We start from the raw sequence: 16,610 nt of genomic DNA, 5'->3' as shown, positions 1-16,610 counted from the left end.
GACATTGAGTGTTTCACAATATATAGAGAACAAAGAGCGGGCTAATTCTTTGCAAAAATTCATGAGAAAATAGATGCGTCATCTAAATTACAAAAATATTTTGGTAATACTGTTGCTGCTTATTGTGCCGGGTCACGCTTATGCGAATGCTGGTATCCCCATGTTGATTTTGGCAATACCTGCATTTGCAATTTCCTTGTTACCGATCATCCTCATCGAAGCGCTCTACCTTTCAAAAAGTATGGCCCTGCCCATATTTCGATCTGCAAAAACCGTGAGTATCTCTAATTTAATCTCAACCATAGTAGGCATCCCTCTTACATGGTTTGTTCTGGTTTTGCTTCAACTGCTAACTGGCGGTAGTTCGGCTTACAGAATTGATACTACGTTAGGAAAAATCCTGTCAGTAACCTGGCAGGCACCATGGCTTATACCACACGGGAAAGATCTTGATTGGATGATACCAGCAGCAGGGATGGTTCTTATGGTTCCCTTCTTTTTTGTATCTTGGTGGTCCGAATACTTTGTATCGAAAAAACTGTTGCCTGAACGATCGTCAAACGAGCTTAAAGTTAAAGTACGTAATGCAAACTTAATCACGTACTCTTTGCTGGTTCTATGGCCTTTAACTATGTTTCTTCTTAATTATACATCAAGCCAGTAAGGCTTTAATTTGGCAAATAAGTCCTGGCTGGTTCTAGAGGTCCACTTATGGCACTAAGCGATTGGAACCGCCCCAAGTGGCTACATTTAATTGTTAAGGATTAAACCGGCGAACAATTGATTTACACTCGGTAAAAGATACTTTTTTTGCCCATATAATAGATTTTTGGACTTCAGGTTCATGTCGATCTAGTGCTTCTTGAGACCAATATTGCCTAGGAGCACCTATAGGAAGATTATCGACTTCAGAAGAAACAATGGTAAAAGCTAAAAAGTCCTTATCATCTTCAGAAAGACCAACTTCGAATCTGAGCGCTGATAATTCAATTGCACCTTCTAGGTAATGCACTGAGCCATCAATCATGCCACGAGCCACTTCTGCTGCGCGCTGCCTCTTCTTCTCGACGTATTCTTCGTTACTTATTTTCATAGGATGCTTTTCAAATTATTGCTGAAATTATGAAACTCTACCTTCTTAAAGAGTATATTAAACAGACGATGAACCGCAATTGCTAATCTTCCGATGAGACTGTCAGAAGTTCTATGTGATTTCCGCAAACAGGTAAAAACAGGACTGGCGCACGTCTGAAACATTTGATTTTGAAAAAGCACCTTCCGCCCGGCAAAATGGCCCGGACCTGACCGGTAAGGATGGCGTTCTGGCGCCACTGGTCCCAGCTCGCTGAAGTGGCGCAGGAAGATCCTAACGGCAAGAACGGCTTGCCAGCCTGCCGCGCTCAGCGCCTGTTTCATACCCGTTAAAATTATCTTTTCGCGAGAGTGATGGCAAGAGGGAGAAATGGAACGCTCCACAAGCAGAAAATTATTTACAAAACAAAATAAGTATACTTAAAGTTGTAACATCTACGCTATCCCAGCGGATCTTCAGCTGTAGGTAGAAGTGTACCATACTGCGAAACCTCTTTTGCTTTCGCCCGAAAGCTCTGTTTCGGAAAACCCATAGAAATGCATTGCTTTTTGTACACTGAGAATAATGCAAATTATTAAGTCGAGGGGACTTATGACAAGCTGAATTTAGAAGCATAATCAGTGTCTACCCAAGGACCTACTCTATGAACTTAGATCAAGCATCTGAACATTTTGAAACTATAAAACTAGAGTTTAGTGAAACCGCAAGTTCGACGGTAACTGAAGAAGATGTTCGCTTTCGATTGATCAACAGAGTTTTGACTGAAGTTCTTGGCTGGGATTTCAAAGAAATTCAGACCGAAAAGCCCAATAGGAATGGTTATTCTGATTACTTAATTCATAGCTCAGGAAAGACTCGTGCTATTGTCGAAGCGAAGCGAACGTCTGAAGAACTTACATCCTCACAATCATCTACATTAAGCTTTTTAAAACTAGACGGTCCTGGTCTTAAGAATGCAAAGCCTGGCATAAAGCAGGCCACAAAATATTGCATCGACGAAGGAATAGATTTTTCAGTAGTCACAAATGGTACTACATGGATATTTTTTAGGGCTACTCGAACTGATGGAAAGAAACCATCTGAAGGCAAGGCTGCTGTCTTTAATTCATTAGACGTTATCAGTGAAAACTTCCAAACTTTTTATGAATTTCTTGGTCGTGAACACCTAGTTAACCGAGTTTATCACGCAATTCTTAATGAAAAAGAAGGTTTCACTTTATCTCCAGTAGAAGAGTTGCATTTTGCGTATGGTGCAACTGCTTCAGCTGTAATTCAAAAATCAGAACACGCAAGAGATTTGGAAGATGTTTTTGACTCTTTTTTTTCAACAATATCAGGTGACAATGATAAAGAATTGCTCAAACGTTGTTTTGTTGAGAGCAAAGAAAGCCAACATGCGGAAAAGGTTCTTGCTCGGATAACTTCTGAAGTCTTGTCACAAATTCAACCAATGCAAACCTCAGCAGGAAGCCAACTTGCCACGGAAATAGAAAAAGCCACCCGAACCAATCGTGGCGAAAAAGTTCTGCTAATCGGGAACAAAGGATCTGGTAAATCCACATTCGTGGATCGTTTTTTCGAAATGTCTCTAGAAAAAACAGTGAGAGAAAAATGCCTATTTCTCAAGCTCGACTTGGCCGAATTCGGTGGTGATCAAAACAATCTAATTAATTGGTTAGACCGCTCTCTAGTACAGAAAATTGAAACACAATTATATGCCGACAATGCCCCCACCTACGAAGAGCTTCAGGGCATATTCCATTCTACTTACCAACGATGGAGCGTGGGAGCGCATAAACACCTTTATGAAAAAGACCTTTCAGCTTTTAAAATCAAGTTCGGAGAATATTTGCAGGACCTCATGGACACAAACCCACATGAATATAGTATGTGCCAATTAAATAATGTGGTTCGTTCCAGACACATGCTCCCTTGTATCGTATTCGATAACACCGATCAATTTTCTGGGCAGATTCAACAGGCCGTGTTCCAGTATACCAATGCTATATATGAGCGAGTAAAAACTTGTTTCCTAATTGTACCAATAACAGACCAAACAGTTTGGCAATTATCTAAATCAGGGCCGCTACAATCATATCAAGCAAAATCATTTTTCCTACCAGTACCTTCGACAAAGGAAGTACTCGAAAAGCGAATAAAATACATTGCTGCTGAGGCTGATGATGCGGATCAGACTAAAGGTCACTACACTTTACCAAACGGAATAACAGTCAAACTCGAAAACCTGAAAGCCTTTGCATCTTCCTTAGAGGAAGTATTTTTAAATAATGAGTTTCTAGCTAGAAGAATAGGTTATCTCGCAAATTTCGATATAAGGCGATCTCTACAACTTTCTAAGCGCTTAATGACATCACCATTTATTGGAATAGATGATCTTATTAAAAATTATATCTCAAATGATGTCCTGCGTATTACAACTAAAAACCTCTCACTAGCACTTGTTAATGGCCAATATCGTTTTTTCAGGCAAGAGCAAAGCGAATTTGTATCGAATTTGTTCTCAATCAACCCTAAAAACATTGGATCACCTTTATTAAGATTACGTATTTTAATTCTCTTATTGGATAAACAAAGGAGTGTTCACAATCCCCTTGAGAGTTTTTTAAGCTGCGGTGAGATTGAGCAATACTTCGTCGCAATGGGGGTATCTTCTCATCTAACCCGCTCAAGCATTCAAATGCTCTTAGATACACGGCTTGTAGAACCTTATGATCCAACAGATAATATCGCAACAAACGGCCATCTCGTTAGCATTACTAATAGCGGAGAAATGCATATCGAATTAGCCTTACACGATAAGACTTATTTTTCTCAAATGGCTTTAACTACTGGAATTAGAAATCACGAGCTTGCCAGTACACTCAAGAAGTTTAATGAGGAAAAAAAGCATATTGAAGAAATACGAGTGAATTTCAAAGAATATTGTATTAAACAAGATGCAATTTTCATTAAAATTCCTGCTAGTAATGAAAATTATAAGAACCAGCGCTCTCTTGTTGATGAACTCCAAGCTGAACGTCGGGAGTCAGGAGTTAACGGAACCGTAAAATGGTTCAACCCTAAAGAAGGGTATGGTTTCGTTAAAATCGATCAGAAACATCAGGATGCTTTTTTAAGTCTTACCGTACTTGAACACTTTGGTTTAAATACCCTTACTACCAATCAAAAGATTGTTTGTGGTTTATCGCAATCTGATCGTGGCCTCCAAGTTATAGATATCGAACAGGTAGATGGAGTCAACATCAGTGAAGAAGCGACAAATGAAGATGAAGAAAACTTAAAAACTGCCACCGTAATTTTCTATGACTCAAATAAAGGATATGGTTTTTTAAAACCTCATGACGGCAGTAGGGATATCTTAATTCCAAGAAGAACTCTTAATTCTTATGGCTTAACTGAACTAGAAGAGGGAAAGAAGGTGTTAGTGGAAATAGAAATGCAGATAAAAGGGCCTGTTGCTATGGCCTTAGCTCTTGATGATTAAACAAATACCCTCAACAGAACGAATAAAATCGATTAAATACTGGAAATTAAAAAATAAAAATTTCAAATACAATCCAATTCACCTGTGTACAATCAAAAAAAAACCACACATACAACTCACCAACTGCAAGAAGTACTCTCAGAAACCCAGCCAATACCAGATTCCGCATTTCATTATTACGCCTATATTCGGTAAGACGTGCCACGCTTCTAACGTCGAGACGTCAATATCTTTTATGATTGTATCTATTTGCTGGATTCCAACTTGAGGCCATAAGGAAATATGGTCAATCACTGTTATTAGATGTAACAGGCCATTTGGCTGACAAACCCCTGCTTTCGCCGCAAATCAGACAAAAACAACGGCTTCACAAAGGGCAGGTCTGAACCGCAAAAAGTCCTGAGTATCTGCACTCTGACACAACTCAGCGCGGCAAGTCGCGAATGGGGGTGACCTCATCCTTGAAGGGGACGTGTCGTCGCCGGAAAGGGGCATCCTGGACATATTCCGGCCTGCTGATCCGGTCCATCCGGAAATGGCGGAAGTCTTCGCGCGCAGGGTCCCAGGCCACCAGATACCAAAGCGGTGGCAAGATCAGCATTGCTTGTGGTTCGACCATGCGGCGGGTGACGGCCCCCTTGGCGTCACGGTACTGGAAACGCAGCTGTCGCCGTTGCAGAAAAGCGGTCTCGAATGCGGGCAGCAGCGCGGGGTCCATTGCGCTCATATCCGAAATATCGACCAGCGGTGAAAGTTGCCCGACGTACAGACAATCGAGAAACCGGCGCAAGTCGCGGACCTTGTCCGGCGGCAGGGCTTTCTCGATTTTGGCAAGCCCGGCATCCGCGAGATCCGAAAAGGGCAAACTGCCCGCCGCACGCATCGACGCGACGCTGATCAGAAGGGCAAAGACCTCGGCAACCGAGAGCCGCGCGGTGGTCTGAACCGATTGCGGATCAAGCTGCAGGCCGCCCCCGCGACCGGGTTCAGAATGAATGACAAAGCCCTCATCGCGCAACGCGCTGATATCCCGCAACACCGTGCGTCTGGAGGCCCCAACCTCCGCCGCCAGGTCAGCGATGGTCGAAGTCCCGTTGCGGCGAAGGCTGCGCACGATGGCGTCATGGCGAAGGCGGACATTCATTTCGCAAGGCTATCCTTTAATGGTGTCAATATTTGTCACCATTAGGTTTTAGTCAAGAGCTGAACCCAGCAGCAAGGAGATTTGAAATTGCACCCTACATCCACACTCCCCCGTGACGGGAGAGAGAAGCTTTCGAAACAGCAGGCCTCGCCTGACCAGCCGAATAAGACAAACGGACCCGAAAAGTTTAGTTCCGGGTTTAGTTCCGGGTTTAACTCGGAGTTTAATTCTGGCGACTTCCCCGAATCCACACTTGTTGCCGTCAACGGCGTGGAACTGGAAGTCTTTGAGGCAGGTCAGGAAAATGCCGGAAACCCTGTTGTGCTCTGTCACGGCTGGCCAGAGCATGCCTTTTCCTGGCGCCATCAGCTGCCCGCCCTTGTCGCGGCGGGGTATCATGTCATCGTCCCGAACCAGCGGGGTTATGGCAACTCGTCCCGTCCGGATGAGGTCACAGACTATGACATCGAACACTTGTCAGGTGATCTTGTCGGACTTCTTGATCACTACGGCTACAAAGATGCCACCTTTATCGGTCATGATTGGGGGGCGATGGTCGTTTGGGGGCTGACGTTGCTGCATCCGGACCGCGTAAAGAGAGTGATCAACCTCAGCCTGCCCTATCAGGAGCGCTGGGAAAAACCCTGGATCGAGACGATGGAAGTTCTGTTTGGCGGCGACTTCTATTTTGTCCACTTCAACCGACAGCCCGGCGTCGCAGACGCCGTTTTGGCAGAAAACACCTCCCGGTTCCTGCGCAACCTGTACCGCAAGAACCTGCCCGCCCGAGAACCCGAACCAGGAATGGCAATGATCAATCTCGCCAGAGCAGAAACCCCGCTCGGCGAGCCGGTAATGAGCGACAGCGAACTGGCCGTTTTTGTCTCTGCCTTCGAAGCATCAGGCTTCACAGCCAGCATCAACTGGTACAGAAACCTTGATCGAAACTGGCACTTGTTGGCGGGCGTGAACCCGATCATCCAACAGCCGGCCCTCATGATCTATGGCGAGCGGGATGCCGTCGCCAGATCTGAAAAACTGGCCGATTTTGTCCCCAATGTCGAGGTGGTCAGTCTGGATTGCGGTCACTGGATCCAGCAGGAAATGCCGGAAGAAACAACCCGGACGATTTTAACCTGGCTCGACCAGCAGGCAGCCACCTAGCCGCAAAAACGTAACAGGGCCGACCACACCCTCCCCTTACACCCTTCGGCCTGCCCGGAGAGGGTAAGGGGAAGGTGAAGACCCAGCGGAAAGCGCAGAGGAAGGCAGAATCCTGAATCTTCGTAACTTCAGATGTTTTCTGCTTCCGCATCCCGGACAAGATCCGCATCACCCAGAATTGTACATCGAGACTGTCGTCGGCTGACAGCAAGGCCGACTTAAATCCATACCTTGGTATCCCTCACCCCTGAATGGAAATGCGCAGGTGGGCGGGCTGGATTTCGTCGTCCCGGTCTTTGTCATCGGGGTCTTTTTCGGCGGGTCCGGGTGATCCCGGGGCGATTTCGTGCGGGCGCTTTTTGCACAGCGATCCCAGTACCCGGCGGCGCACAGCCTGGACCTGTCTTTGTTTGTACTGGGCGTGAGAAGCCGCACCGCTGTGGTTGGACAGATAACTGGCTTCGTCGAGGATCTGGATCTCGAAGGGGAAATAGAAGCGGATCTGCTTGCCTTCGCCTTCCTGCAGTTTGATGCGCTGGCGACAGGTGAACTGCAGCGCCTTGTAGCTGGAGCCACTGAAGCTGTTATCGGTCAGGCGTTTGGCGTCATCCGGGGATTTGATCTTTTCCAGATCGGCCGTAAGCTGGGAAAAATCCTCGACATCTTTCCAGCGTTCTTCCATCCACTCCACATCGATCAGGCTGTTGCGTGAGCGCGAGGGCTTGATGTTGGCGAACATGACAATATTGTTCTGGCGCAGGTAACAGAGCACGCGCAGGGCATCGAGCGGGTCGCGGGTAACAATGCGGATGCCCAGCCAGTCAAAGATATCCGCCGCGACGTTTTCCGCCTTGTGCAACAGCTTGAGCACCGCGGAACGGCGGGATTTGGACGAGCGGCTTTCATAGACCACCAGCTCGATATCCCCCAGAAAAGTCCCGTTCGATGTCTGGCGGATGTGCTGTTCAAAACGGCCAAAGATCTGTTCCTTGATCTGGTCGTGATAGCGTTCGTTGAAATAGGAGCCGCAGTGGGCAAAGGTATGCATGACCCGCAGGACCACACAGCTCCAGCGCGAGCGGGGGGTTGCCTCGGGCGAGGACACCCAGAGCAGCAGCTTGAGCAGGTTTTCCTGATTGCGGACTTCGGGGGGCATTTCCTCGCCCTCTTCCAGCAGGACCTCTTCGATAAAGCCGATGGCTTCCTGACGGATTGCTTCGATCTCGCGGCGGTCTTCATCCTGGTTATAATCGAAACCATAACATTCCAGAAAGGCCTCGGCCTCTTCCGGTGATTGTACCTGAAGACGGGGAGAGTCGATAATCGACTGCCCCTGGAGCACCGTCCGGATCGACGCCCCGGCCCAGAGTCTCAGTTCCTCGTTCATCTTTCGCCATCCCCAGAGAAATCAGAGGCTAAAACTAAAGACACAAGTATATACAAAGAATCTAATTTTTAATTAAATTACGACAAAACCGCCAGACAGCCGCGCCCCGCCGAACGGGGTTTTCCTAACGAAAGGCCGGGCCGTGCACCCAGGCAACCAGCGCATAGCGTGTTCCCGCCGTCACCGGGCAGACCTCGTGCTGGAGAAAGCTGGAAAAAACCACCGCTGTTCCCTGATCCCGCGGGGCTGTCCAGCCCTTGCCCTCGTCATCAACCTTCAGCGCCCCGCCTTCATAGGCCTGACCATCCGAAAGCTGGACCGAGATCGACAGCTTGCGGGTTGTGGTTGACCCGGTGGTGCCGATATCCATATGCGCGCCATAACGCCCCGGCGGGCTCTGTTCATCCAGCGGCGCATCATAGCGGATCAGCTGCAGCCCCTCGCGCAGGTCTTCCAGATCAAACTGGAACCAGTTGCGGTTGACCTCGCTCACCAGACCCGCCAGCTTCAGAAACACCCAGCTGGTCTTGTCCGTATCATCCAGCCAGAGATAATGGCATTTGCGGATCGAACTTTTGACCCCGCCCGCCAGACGGGCCGCAGCCACATCGGAAGAGGCTTCAAACAGCTCGATCAGCCGCTGGCATTCAGCTGGCGTCAAAAGCTTTTCCTGAACACAGGGACGCGTCATCAACATAACCGTTAACCTTTTGACAGTCCGCGAAACATCGCAGGGACGAGGGGAACAGGCAGAAGCAAAAATAAAGAAAGTTCAGTGGGAAAAACAATCCGGAGCCGTGTTCATGGCGTTTCGGCACTGGGGGGTCTGACAGTTTAATCAGGGGTGCTTTCATTCTGTCCCGAGGCTGATCAGGGAAAGAGAACAAAGCATCCTGCCTGCATCGACAGCCCAGGCTGTAACGGGGCGAATTGTTTCCGCCCCTTCTTTAGGCTCAATCCACCTGAAATGACAAGTGAAATTCTCGCCCTTTTTCCCTCGCGCGAGGTCCTGCGCCAGAACCTCTTTTCGCTTCAGGATACAAAGATTCTCTGCCTGATTTCCTTCAAAGCTTCCCAAAGCGAAAAACAGGTCAGTTAACCATAAATATCATTTTAATTCATAAGGATAGGAAAAATCAAGATTCAATCATGGATATTTATTACTGGAAAAAAGCAATAATTGGCTGTAAAAGAATCTTGTAATGCCTCTGGTCCTCTGCAGAAAAATCAAAGCAAAATAAGACCCTGCAGTTCTTAACCATAATTTAGGACTCTTATCCCAAAATAAGCGCGTCAGGGGGAACAAATGACAAAGATAAAAAGACGTACCTTTCTAAAGGGCGCCGCAGCCCTTTCCGCCAGCGGAGCTCTCTTGCACCGTTTTGCCGGGGGGACCAGTGCACAAGCCCAGGAAGCAGCAACACTGACTGCCCGATCTCCACTCGGCATCAGCGATGACCTGTTCAATCCGCCCGAAATCAGCTCGATAAACGGCCAGCTTCGCACGAACATCTACATGGGCTTTAACAAAGTCATCCTGCCCAGCGGGCCGACAATCCTGCGGAATTTCAACAACAGCCTGCCCGGCCCGACCCTGCGCATCAATGCCGGGGACACACTGGAACTGGCCTTTGAAAACCGCCTGCCGGAAAACCGGCCGGACCAGCCGACCGAAGTCAACATACCCAACCATTTCAACACCACCAACCTGCATTACCACGGCTTTCATGTCAGCCCCAAGGGCAACAGTGACAACGTCTATCTGAACATCGAACCGGGCGAAAAATTCAACTATGTCGTCCAGGTCCCCAGAGACCATCCAGCCGGCAGTTACTGGTATCATCCGCATCGCCACGGGTCTGTTTCCGCCCAGGTCGCGCAAGGGGCCGCTGGCATGGCGATCATTGCCGGGGCGCTGGATGACGTGCCGGAAATCAAGGAAGCGGTCGAGCGGGTTCTGGTCATTCAGGCGCCGATCCCCGGTGTTGACGGCATTCTTGATTCCGAAGACCCGATCTGGCCACTGGATGCCGAACGCGATTTTCTGGTCAACGGCGAATACAAGCCCCGGATCTATATCCGCGAGGGCGAGGTCCAGCGCTGGCGCATTCTCCACGCGGGCGATGCCCAGTTCTTCCCCTTCAAGATCGACGGTCTTGAAATCTATGAAATCGGCCGGGACGGCAATCCCCTGCCCGAAGCCCGTCTGGTCGAGGAAGTCCATCTTTCTCCCGGCAACCGGGTTGATGTGCTGGTCAAGGGGGCGACACCGGGCGCCTATCTGCTGCGCCGTCCTTTCTTTGACCAGGGCAAGCAGTCCCTGCCTCCGGTGCATCTGGCCAATATCTTTGTCATTCCGGCCAATGATTCCCGCGTTCCACCGGGAACACCTTTTGGCCGGGAGATTCCCAAAGGACCGCTGCCGGACAATCCCATCCTGGTCGACATTACCGATGCCGAGATCACCCATCGGCGGAAAATCGTGCTGGGGGTCGAGGATGTAAAGGGCTATTTCCACGACACGCTCTTTACCATCAACGATGAACCTTTTGATCCAAAGCGGGATGATGTTGTCTCCAGACTTGGCGCGGTCGAGGAATGGACCCTGATCAACAAGACCCCCTTCCCGCATCCGATCCACATTCACGTCAACCCCTTCCAGGTCATGTCGGTCAACGGTGTTGCCGACCCGGACAAACCCTGGATGGATACCATCGCGGTACCCGCTGCCGGAACAGTTGTGTTTCGTACCCGCTTCCTCGACTTTGATGGCCGCTATGTCATGCATTGCCACATCCTCCCGCACGAGGATACCGGCATGATGATCAACGTGAATATCGAGCCATAAGCCTGCAAATGGGAAAATGCTACATGATGAAACAACTTAATCTGTCTCTTGCCACAAGCATGGTGGCCGCTGTTCTCGCCGGTTCAGTCGCCCCTTCTGTCGCTGTGGCGGACGATCCCCAAAATACTCCTATCCCGGCTTTCGGGTCACAATGTCTTTCCTGTCATGGCGAGGACGGCAGGCCGGAACTGGCCGATGTGCCGATCATTGCCGGGCAACAGCCGATCTATCTTGCCAATGCCCTGCGCCATTACAAATCCGGCGAACGGACAGGCGGACAGGCTCTGGTGATGCAGGAAATGGTCAAAAACCTGAGCGACGAACAGATCGTGGCGCTCTCCCAATGGTTTGGGGCACAACAATAAGGCTTTGGAGAATAATAATGCGAAAATTTTTGCTCACGACTGCTTTGGCAACAACCCTGGTGGCAGCAAGCCTGCTTTCTTTTGCTCCGGCCCAGGCTGCCGAGAAAATCTATCTGACCTCTCCCGAAGGTGAACAGCTGTTTCATGATGCTGATATCACCATGGACTATCTCAAGCTCGCCTCTTTTCTGGAAAGCGAGCATATTCTGACCTTCTGTGGCCCGGCAACCATCGCCGGGGTGATGAACTCGCTGGATGTGGAACGCCCGCAACCGCCCCAGCTCTACCCCTGGAGGCTTTTTACCCAGACCTCGATTTTCACCCCTGAAAATCAGGCGGTAAAACCCTATCCACAGGTCGAACATGACGGACTGGTCCTGCCCCAGCTGGCGACTTTCTTCCAGAACCTCGGGGTAAAGGCCGAATTCCACCACGCGGATGAATTTACCGAAGAATGGCTGCGCCAGACGATCACCGATGTTCTGGCAGATCCGAACAGGCGCTTTGTCGCCAACTATTCGCGTCAGCCCATCGGTCAGGAAGGTGGCGGGCATATTTCCCCGGTTGCCGCCTATGATGTGGAAACCGACCGCGCTCTGGTACTGGATGTTGCCCGCTACAAATATCCCCCGGTCTGGCTGACCATTGCCGACCTGCACAAGGCGATGATGGACAAGGACCCAAGCTCTGACAGATCCCGTGGTGCGGTGATTGTAAGCCAGTAGCAGAGAACCGGGAAAGCCTGGCAGCTGGGACAGAAGGCTGGCCGAAAGCAGTTTCGGCCAAAAGCCTCACCAAACAGCCCGGGACAGGTTAGAAAAGGCCCGAACAGGAGAGATAAAACGATGAACATAAGCAGACGCAGCCTGCTGACCTCTGCCGCCCTGATCCCCCTCGCCGGTGGTCTGGGCAGCCCTGCCCAGGCTCTCAGTCTGGGGTCAGGCAGCCGGGTTTTTGGTGAAGCCGTCCGCCAGATCGGCGGGGTCGTGGATATTGCCGACCACATGGTCCGTTCCGTGGAAAAGGAATTCCTCGCCACCTATGGGCAGAATGCCATGAACCGCTTTATCTCCGAAGTCGACGGACGTTCGATCAACGAAGTCCTTGCCAACACAACGGACGCGATCCGGGAACAGATCAAGCTGATCGCCACCGTGCTCTATACCGGAGAAGTCACCCGGACGGATGCCAGTGGCACCGCGGTAACCTCTGTTCCCTATTACCCCTGGTCTCTGGCCTGGTCTTCGCTTGCCTTTGCCAAGGCCCCCGGCATCTGCGGCGGCCCCGCCTTTGGCCACTGGGCATTTGCCCCTGATCTGCGTAACAACCGGGGGAACAGCTGATGGCTGAAGACAACAAAATGAATGCGGATGTGGTCATCATCGGTGCCGGAATGGCCGGGGCGCACCTCGCCCGCTCCCTGCGCGAAAAGGGCATTGACGTTCTGATCCTCGAAGCTGGCGACAAACGCCCGCGCGGTGATTTTCTCAAGATTTTTTACGAAAGCACGACCAAGGGACCACAGGCGCCCTATCCTTCGATCCCCAGTGCGCCGCACCCGACCGATGGCGGTTATGCTGATTTTTACGTCCAGGACAAGGACACCGCCGAGGAAAACAAGTTTATCGGCGCGTACCTGCGCATTTTTGGCGGCACAACCTGGCACTGGACCGGCTTTGCTGATCGTCTGCGCCCGCAGGATTTTCGCATGAAAAGCCTCTATGGCGTGGCCGAGGACTGGCCGATTGATTACGATATGCTGCTGCCCTACTACGTCACCGCCGAAAAACGCTGGGGTGTCGCAGGCGATCCCAACGATGTCTGGGGTGCACCGCGCTACGGCGTTCCCTATGAGATGCCGCCGATCCCCGCAACCTATATGGACAAACAGGTCACCAAGGCGCTGGAGAAAATGGGCCTGCATTCCGGGATATTCTCGCACGCCCGCAATTCAGAAATCTTTGACAAACGCCCGATCTGTTGTGGCAACAACACCTGCGTGCCGATCTGTCCGATCGGGGCCAAATACGATGCCTCGGTTGATGCGCAAAAGGCCGAAGACGAAGGCGCAAGGGTCGAGGTCAACGCCCTGGTCACCTTTATGGAAGTTGACAAGGACGGCAAGATTTCACGCGTCAAGGTCCAGAAACCAGATGGCAGCACCTTCTGGGTCGGCGGCAAGGTCTTTGCCCTCTGCGCCCACGCCATCGAGAACCCGCGCCTGCTGCTCAATTCAAAACAGGAAAACGCCCCCAAAGGCGTGGCCAACTCCTCGGATGCTGTCGGGCGCTATCTGCTGACCCAGGCCAACCAGGACACCCAGGGCCTGACCCCTGACCCGGTCTTCCCCTACCGTGGCCCACAGCAGACCTCCGGTCTGATCGAACGCCGCGACGGCGATTTCCGCAGCAAGGAAGCCGCTATTGGTACCTCCTTTATGAACAGTGGCTGGTCCGGCAACAGCGATGCAACAAGCCTGGCCAAGGATCTGATTGCCAAAGGCGTGGTTGGTCCGGCTCTGTCCGAGGCCATCAATGCCCAGGTCTCGCGTCATCTGCGCCTGAACTCCTCTGCCGAGGTGTTGCCCGATGCCAGCAACCGGGTTGAACTGGCCGATGAAAAGGATACCGCAGGCATTCCCAAACCCAAGATCACCTTCAGGATGGATGATTACACCAAAAACGGCCTGAAGGTCGGACTGGATATCAATCTGGAAGTTTTCAAGATCATGGGCGCGACCGAGGTCAAGCATAACGAACCCTATCTGTCCAACGCCATCATTGGTGGAACGACCAAGATGGGCAACGATCCCAAGACCTCGGTGGTCAACGCCGATCTGGTGTCCCACGATCACAAGAACCTCTATATCATCGGCTCCAGCACCCACATCACCATGCCGGTCAATGCCCCGTCACTGACCATTGCCGCGCTGGCGATCCGGGCCGCCGATCATATGGAGAAACACCTGAAACCCTGAGCAGGCTTCCAGATTGAGTGAAGTTAGCCAGATTGAGTGAAGTTAGAGGGACAGCCGCAAACAGATAATCCTGCCATGACATTGGTCATGGTCATAGTCATGGCGCCTTGTCCCTCAAAGCTCGCTGGATTGGTTTCTAGCTGATATTATCGACCCCTTGGCCCCTTTACCCGGAGATGCTCTGGATGCCCCGTATCTTAGGCGTTGTCAGCCTTGCCGTTCTCTGTTTTGTCTTTCTCGGCAACGCCCTGAAATCCGTAGTCACCTCGACAGTTTTTGTCTCCGAAGGTGAATTTGCCAGCTTTCTGAACATCTCGGTCGACAAGACCCAGATCCTGGTGGAACTGCTGATCGGCAGTTCTGTTATGGCTTTGGCACTGGCCCCTTTCCTTCTGAGCCGGGATCGCGCCCAGAAAATCGCAACGGCCTGCGCCCTGACCGCAGCGGCCTGTTATCTTGCCCTCGGCCTGACACTGGTGATGGGGCCAGCCCTCTTTGTCCGTGAACTGGTCGTTATCCTCACTTTTGCCATCAGCGGATTTTGCATCTCCTTCTTCGCCCCGATTGCCCAGCTGGCGATCAACGAGGTCGAGAACGAACGCGAGCGTGTGCTGCTGACCACCGTCTGGACCTCGGCCCAACCCGTGGCCTTTCTGATTACGCCGCAGCTGGTCAAATATGTCGCCATGGATATCGGCACCGGAAACTATTTCCTGATCTTTTCCGCCTTCCCGGTCTTTTATCTGCTGCTGACCCGCAAGGTGCTGCCCCACGGAGATAAAACCAGCCCGCTCCCCTCCCGAAATGCAACAACAAAAGCAGCAACTTCAGCTCCCCCGCCGATCCCGCGACCCGCGTTCTCGACCATCGCCATGATCATCGCCGGGATTGCCGCTTTTGAGGCCTGGACCATTTCCAACTCCCTCGCCGGGGTCACCGCCCCGGTCAGCCTTGCCCTGATGAGCGGATTTTTTATCATCGCCCTGCTCGGCCTGATCCTGTTCCGCAAATCAAAAGCTTCTGCACGACAGCTGGAAACCAGTGGCAAAACCTTTCAGGTCCACTCCCTGCCACCGACCGCCTTGTTCCTCCTGATCGGCCTGTTTTTACTGGAAGTTCCCTCAACCGGATTTTATGACGCCGCCTATCTGGTGCGCCATCTCTGCTCGTCCAACCTGATCCAGGATCGCGCCTCGCTGGGCGCGGCGGCCCAGATTGCCGCGGTGGCACTGGGCGGCGGGATCTTCGTCCGCTGGCCGCATCTGATGCCCCATCTTCTGATAACCGGGATACTCCTGCTTCTGGTTGGCACCACTGGCTATATCACCTATCCGGATCTCGCGGTCGATGCTTCCTTCTTCTACACTTCCAAAATGATATCCTCTGCCGGTATGGGACTGGTTACCACCGTGATCGTCGGTGTGGTCATGTGCCAATGTCGTGGCAACCCGGTCATGGCCCTGCTGCCTGCGCTGGTGATTATGTTCGGCACCGAGTTCGGCCTCGAGATTCTCGAGATTGTCTATCAGATCGCCAAGATGCTGGGGCAGGATGAAGTCAGCGCCTATCGCACCATTTTCTACGCCCAGGTCGTTGCCATTATTATCGGCGTCCTCCCCTGCATCGAAGGCCTGTGGCTCAATTACAAGGTCGGGAAAAGCAGTCAGATACCAGCCTAACAGCCATCGCCAGATAAAGGATAAACCAGTATCATGATTGAAGCCTACAAGGTCATTGAGGAAACCGATGCACATATCGTCTATCAATACAATACGGCCCTGACCTGGGGACTGTTCGGGGCGCTGGGCATCGGTCTGGTCGGGGTATCCCTCAATATGATCCTGCTCCAGATCCTCTGCGGGTTAGCTATGGTCGCGTATCTCTTCATAGGCCTTGTCAAGATCAGACCCGTCAACAGCAAGCTCAGAGAGGCTTTGCGTAGCGGGAGCCTGAAGATGGAGGGCAGCAAGTATTCTTTCTCCAATCCCCTGCGCTATACCCTCAGTAAAGATGCGCCTGTTTCCTGAACCCCGCCAGGATTTTTACCAGCCTCCCCCCAATTACATGCAAAAAGCCCCGGACCTTATGATCCGGGGCTTTTTCTATTTAACCAGGACTGGGACCAGC

15 protein-coding genes are annotated in these 16,610 nt (G+C 51.3%); 10 read left to right on the top strand and 5 right to left on the bottom strand.

Annotated features, from left to right (window positions below; translation table 11 throughout):
• Nucleotides 1–73: 73 nt before the first annotated feature.
• Nucleotides 74–664 carry a hypothetical protein gene (locus O4H49_RS02260; RefSeq protein ID WP_269421784.1) on the top strand — a complete coding sequence of 197 codons (591 nt, stop codon included), beginning with the start codon at nt 74–76 and terminating at the stop codon, nt 662–664.
• 93 nt (nt 665–757) lie between these two features.
• Here the strand turns inward: O4H49_RS02260 and O4H49_RS02255 are convergent, their stop codons facing one another.
• Nucleotides 758–1,093, bottom strand: a complete 336-nt coding sequence (locus O4H49_RS02255; RefSeq protein ID WP_269421783.1) for a DUF2489 domain-containing protein — start codon at nt 1,091–1,093, stop codon at nt 758–760.
• Complete coding sequence (locus tag O4H49_RS02250) at nt 1,090–1,416, bottom strand: hypothetical protein (protein ID WP_269421782.1); 327 nt, start codon at nt 1,414–1,416, stop codon at nt 1,090–1,092. The genes O4H49_RS02255 and O4H49_RS02250 overlap by 4 nt, the downstream gene beginning before the upstream one ends.
• Nucleotides 1,417–1,736: 320 nt before the next feature.
• On the opposite strand from O4H49_RS02250, the gene O4H49_RS02245 reads away from it, so the two are divergent.
• Entirely contained in the window at nt 1,737–4,598 is a 2,862-nt protein-coding gene (locus O4H49_RS02245; protein ID WP_269421781.1) for a cold shock domain-containing protein, read from the top strand.
• 424 nt (nt 4,599–5,022) lie between these two features.
• On the opposite strand, the gene O4H49_RS02240 is transcribed toward O4H49_RS02245, so the two are convergent.
• On the bottom strand, nt 5,023–5,742 hold the full coding sequence (locus O4H49_RS02240) for a helix-turn-helix transcriptional regulator (protein ID WP_269421780.1): 720 nt from the start codon (nt 5,740–5,742) through the stop codon (nt 5,023–5,025).
• A gap of 87 nt (nt 5,743–5,829) precedes the next feature.
• Here O4H49_RS02240 and O4H49_RS02235 point away from each other — a divergent pair, with 87 nt between their 5' ends.
• On the top strand, nt 5,830–6,906 hold the full coding sequence (locus O4H49_RS02235; RefSeq protein WP_269421779.1) for an alpha/beta fold hydrolase: 1,077 nt from the start codon (nt 5,830–5,832) through the stop codon (nt 6,904–6,906).
• Between the two features lie 241 nt (nt 6,907–7,147).
• On the opposite strand, the gene O4H49_RS02230 is transcribed toward O4H49_RS02235, so the two are convergent.
• Both O4H49_RS02230 and O4H49_RS02225 read right to left on the bottom strand, forming a co-directional pair.
• A complete protein-coding gene (locus tag O4H49_RS02230) occupies nt 7,148–8,293 on the bottom strand; it encodes a TIGR04552 family protein (RefSeq protein WP_269421778.1) in 1,146 nt (381 codons plus the stop codon).
• Between the two features lie 124 nt (nt 8,294–8,417).
• Nucleotides 8,418–8,984, bottom strand: coding sequence for a 2OG-Fe(II) oxygenase (locus tag O4H49_RS02225; RefSeq protein WP_269421777.1), 567 nt, complete (start codon nt 8,982–8,984; stop codon nt 8,418–8,420).
• Between the two features lie 615 nt (nt 8,985–9,599).
• On the opposite strand from O4H49_RS02225, the gene O4H49_RS02220 reads away from it, so the two are divergent.
• The 7 genes from O4H49_RS02220 (at nt 9,600) to O4H49_RS02190 (ending at nt 16,510) form a co-directional block, all read left to right on the top strand.
• Complete coding sequence (locus O4H49_RS02220; RefSeq protein WP_269421776.1) at nt 9,600–11,141, top strand: multicopper oxidase family protein; 1,542 nt, start codon at nt 9,600–9,602, stop codon at nt 11,139–11,141.
• A gap of 23 nt (nt 11,142–11,164) precedes the next feature.
• Nucleotides 11,165–11,506 carry a c-type cytochrome gene (locus tag O4H49_RS02215; protein WP_269421775.1) on the top strand — a complete coding sequence of 114 codons (342 nt, stop codon included), beginning with the start codon at nt 11,165–11,167 and terminating at the stop codon, nt 11,504–11,506.
• A gap of 17 nt (nt 11,507–11,523) precedes the next feature.
• Nucleotides 11,524–12,231: a phytochelatin synthase family protein gene (locus O4H49_RS02210; RefSeq protein WP_269421774.1), complete on the top strand. Its 708-nt coding sequence runs from the start codon at nt 11,524–11,526 to the stop codon at nt 12,229–12,231.
• A gap of 120 nt (nt 12,232–12,351) precedes the next feature.
• Complete coding sequence (locus tag O4H49_RS02205; RefSeq protein ID WP_269421773.1) at nt 12,352–12,849, top strand: hypothetical protein; 498 nt, start codon at nt 12,352–12,354, stop codon at nt 12,847–12,849.
• Nucleotides 12,849–14,483, top strand: coding sequence for a GMC oxidoreductase (locus tag O4H49_RS02200; protein ID WP_269421772.1), 1,635 nt, complete (start codon nt 12,849–12,851; stop codon nt 14,481–14,483). Before O4H49_RS02205 ends, O4H49_RS02200 begins: the two co-directional genes overlap by 1 nt.
• A 185-nt stretch (nt 14,484–14,668) precedes the next feature.
• Nucleotides 14,669–16,162 carry a hypothetical protein gene (locus O4H49_RS02195; RefSeq protein ID WP_269421771.1) on the top strand — a complete coding sequence of 498 codons (1,494 nt, stop codon included), beginning with the start codon at nt 14,669–14,671 and terminating at the stop codon, nt 16,160–16,162.
• 33 nt (nt 16,163–16,195) lie between these two features.
• Nucleotides 16,196–16,510, top strand: coding sequence for a hypothetical protein (locus O4H49_RS02190; protein ID WP_269421770.1), 315 nt, complete (start codon nt 16,196–16,198; stop codon nt 16,508–16,510).
• Nucleotides 16,511–16,610 lie beyond the last annotated feature (100 nt).

Source organism: Kiloniella laminariae (assembly GCF_027214005.1).
Classification (GTDB): domain Bacteria; phylum Pseudomonadota; class Alphaproteobacteria; order Kiloniellales; family Kiloniellaceae; genus Kiloniella; species Kiloniella laminariae_A.
Note: the sequence above shows the minus strand (reverse complement) of the source record. Positions and strands in the feature narration are given on the sequence as shown.

Excerpts from the sequence above, each read along its gene's own strand:
- O4H49_RS02240 (WP_269421780.1), bottom strand. The coding sequence starts at position 5,742 with ATGAATGTCCGCCTTCGCCATGACGCCATCGTGCGCAGCCTTCGCCGC.
- O4H49_RS02190 (WP_269421770.1), top strand. The coding sequence starts at position 16,196 with ATGATTGAAGCCTACAAGGTCATTGAGGAAACCGATGCACATATCGTC.
- O4H49_RS02215 (WP_269421775.1), top strand. The coding sequence starts at position 11,165 with ATGATGAAACAACTTAATCTGTCTCTTGCCACAAGCATGGTGGCCGCT.
- O4H49_RS02210 (WP_269421774.1), top strand. The coding sequence starts at position 11,524 with ATGCGAAAATTTTTGCTCACGACTGCTTTGGCAACAACCCTGGTGGCA.
- O4H49_RS02250 (WP_269421782.1), bottom strand. The coding sequence starts at position 1,416 with ATGAAACAGGCGCTGAGCGCGGCAGGCTGGCAAGCCGTTCTTGCCGTT.
- O4H49_RS02260 (WP_269421784.1), top strand. The coding sequence starts at position 74 with ATGCGTCATCTAAATTACAAAAATATTTTGGTAATACTGTTGCTGCTT.
- O4H49_RS02195 (WP_269421771.1), top strand. The coding sequence starts at position 14,669 with ATGCCCCGTATCTTAGGCGTTGTCAGCCTTGCCGTTCTCTGTTTTGTC.
- O4H49_RS02220 (WP_269421776.1), top strand. The coding sequence starts at position 9,600 with ATGACAAAGATAAAAAGACGTACCTTTCTAAAGGGCGCCGCAGCCCTT.
- O4H49_RS02200 (WP_269421772.1), top strand. The coding sequence starts at position 12,849 with ATGGCTGAAGACAACAAAATGAATGCGGATGTGGTCATCATCGGTGCC.
- O4H49_RS02255 (WP_269421783.1), bottom strand. The coding sequence starts at position 1,093 with ATGAAAATAAGTAACGAAGAATACGTCGAGAAGAAGAGGCAGCGCGCA.
- O4H49_RS02245 (WP_269421781.1), top strand. The coding sequence starts at position 1,737 with ATGAACTTAGATCAAGCATCTGAACATTTTGAAACTATAAAACTAGAG.
- O4H49_RS02230 (WP_269421778.1), bottom strand. The coding sequence starts at position 8,293 with ATGAACGAGGAACTGAGACTCTGGGCCGGGGCGTCGATCCGGACGGTG.
- O4H49_RS02225 (WP_269421777.1), bottom strand. The coding sequence starts at position 8,984 with ATGACGCGTCCCTGTGTTCAGGAAAAGCTTTTGACGCCAGCTGAATGC.
- O4H49_RS02205 (WP_269421773.1), top strand. The coding sequence starts at position 12,352 with ATGAACATAAGCAGACGCAGCCTGCTGACCTCTGCCGCCCTGATCCCC.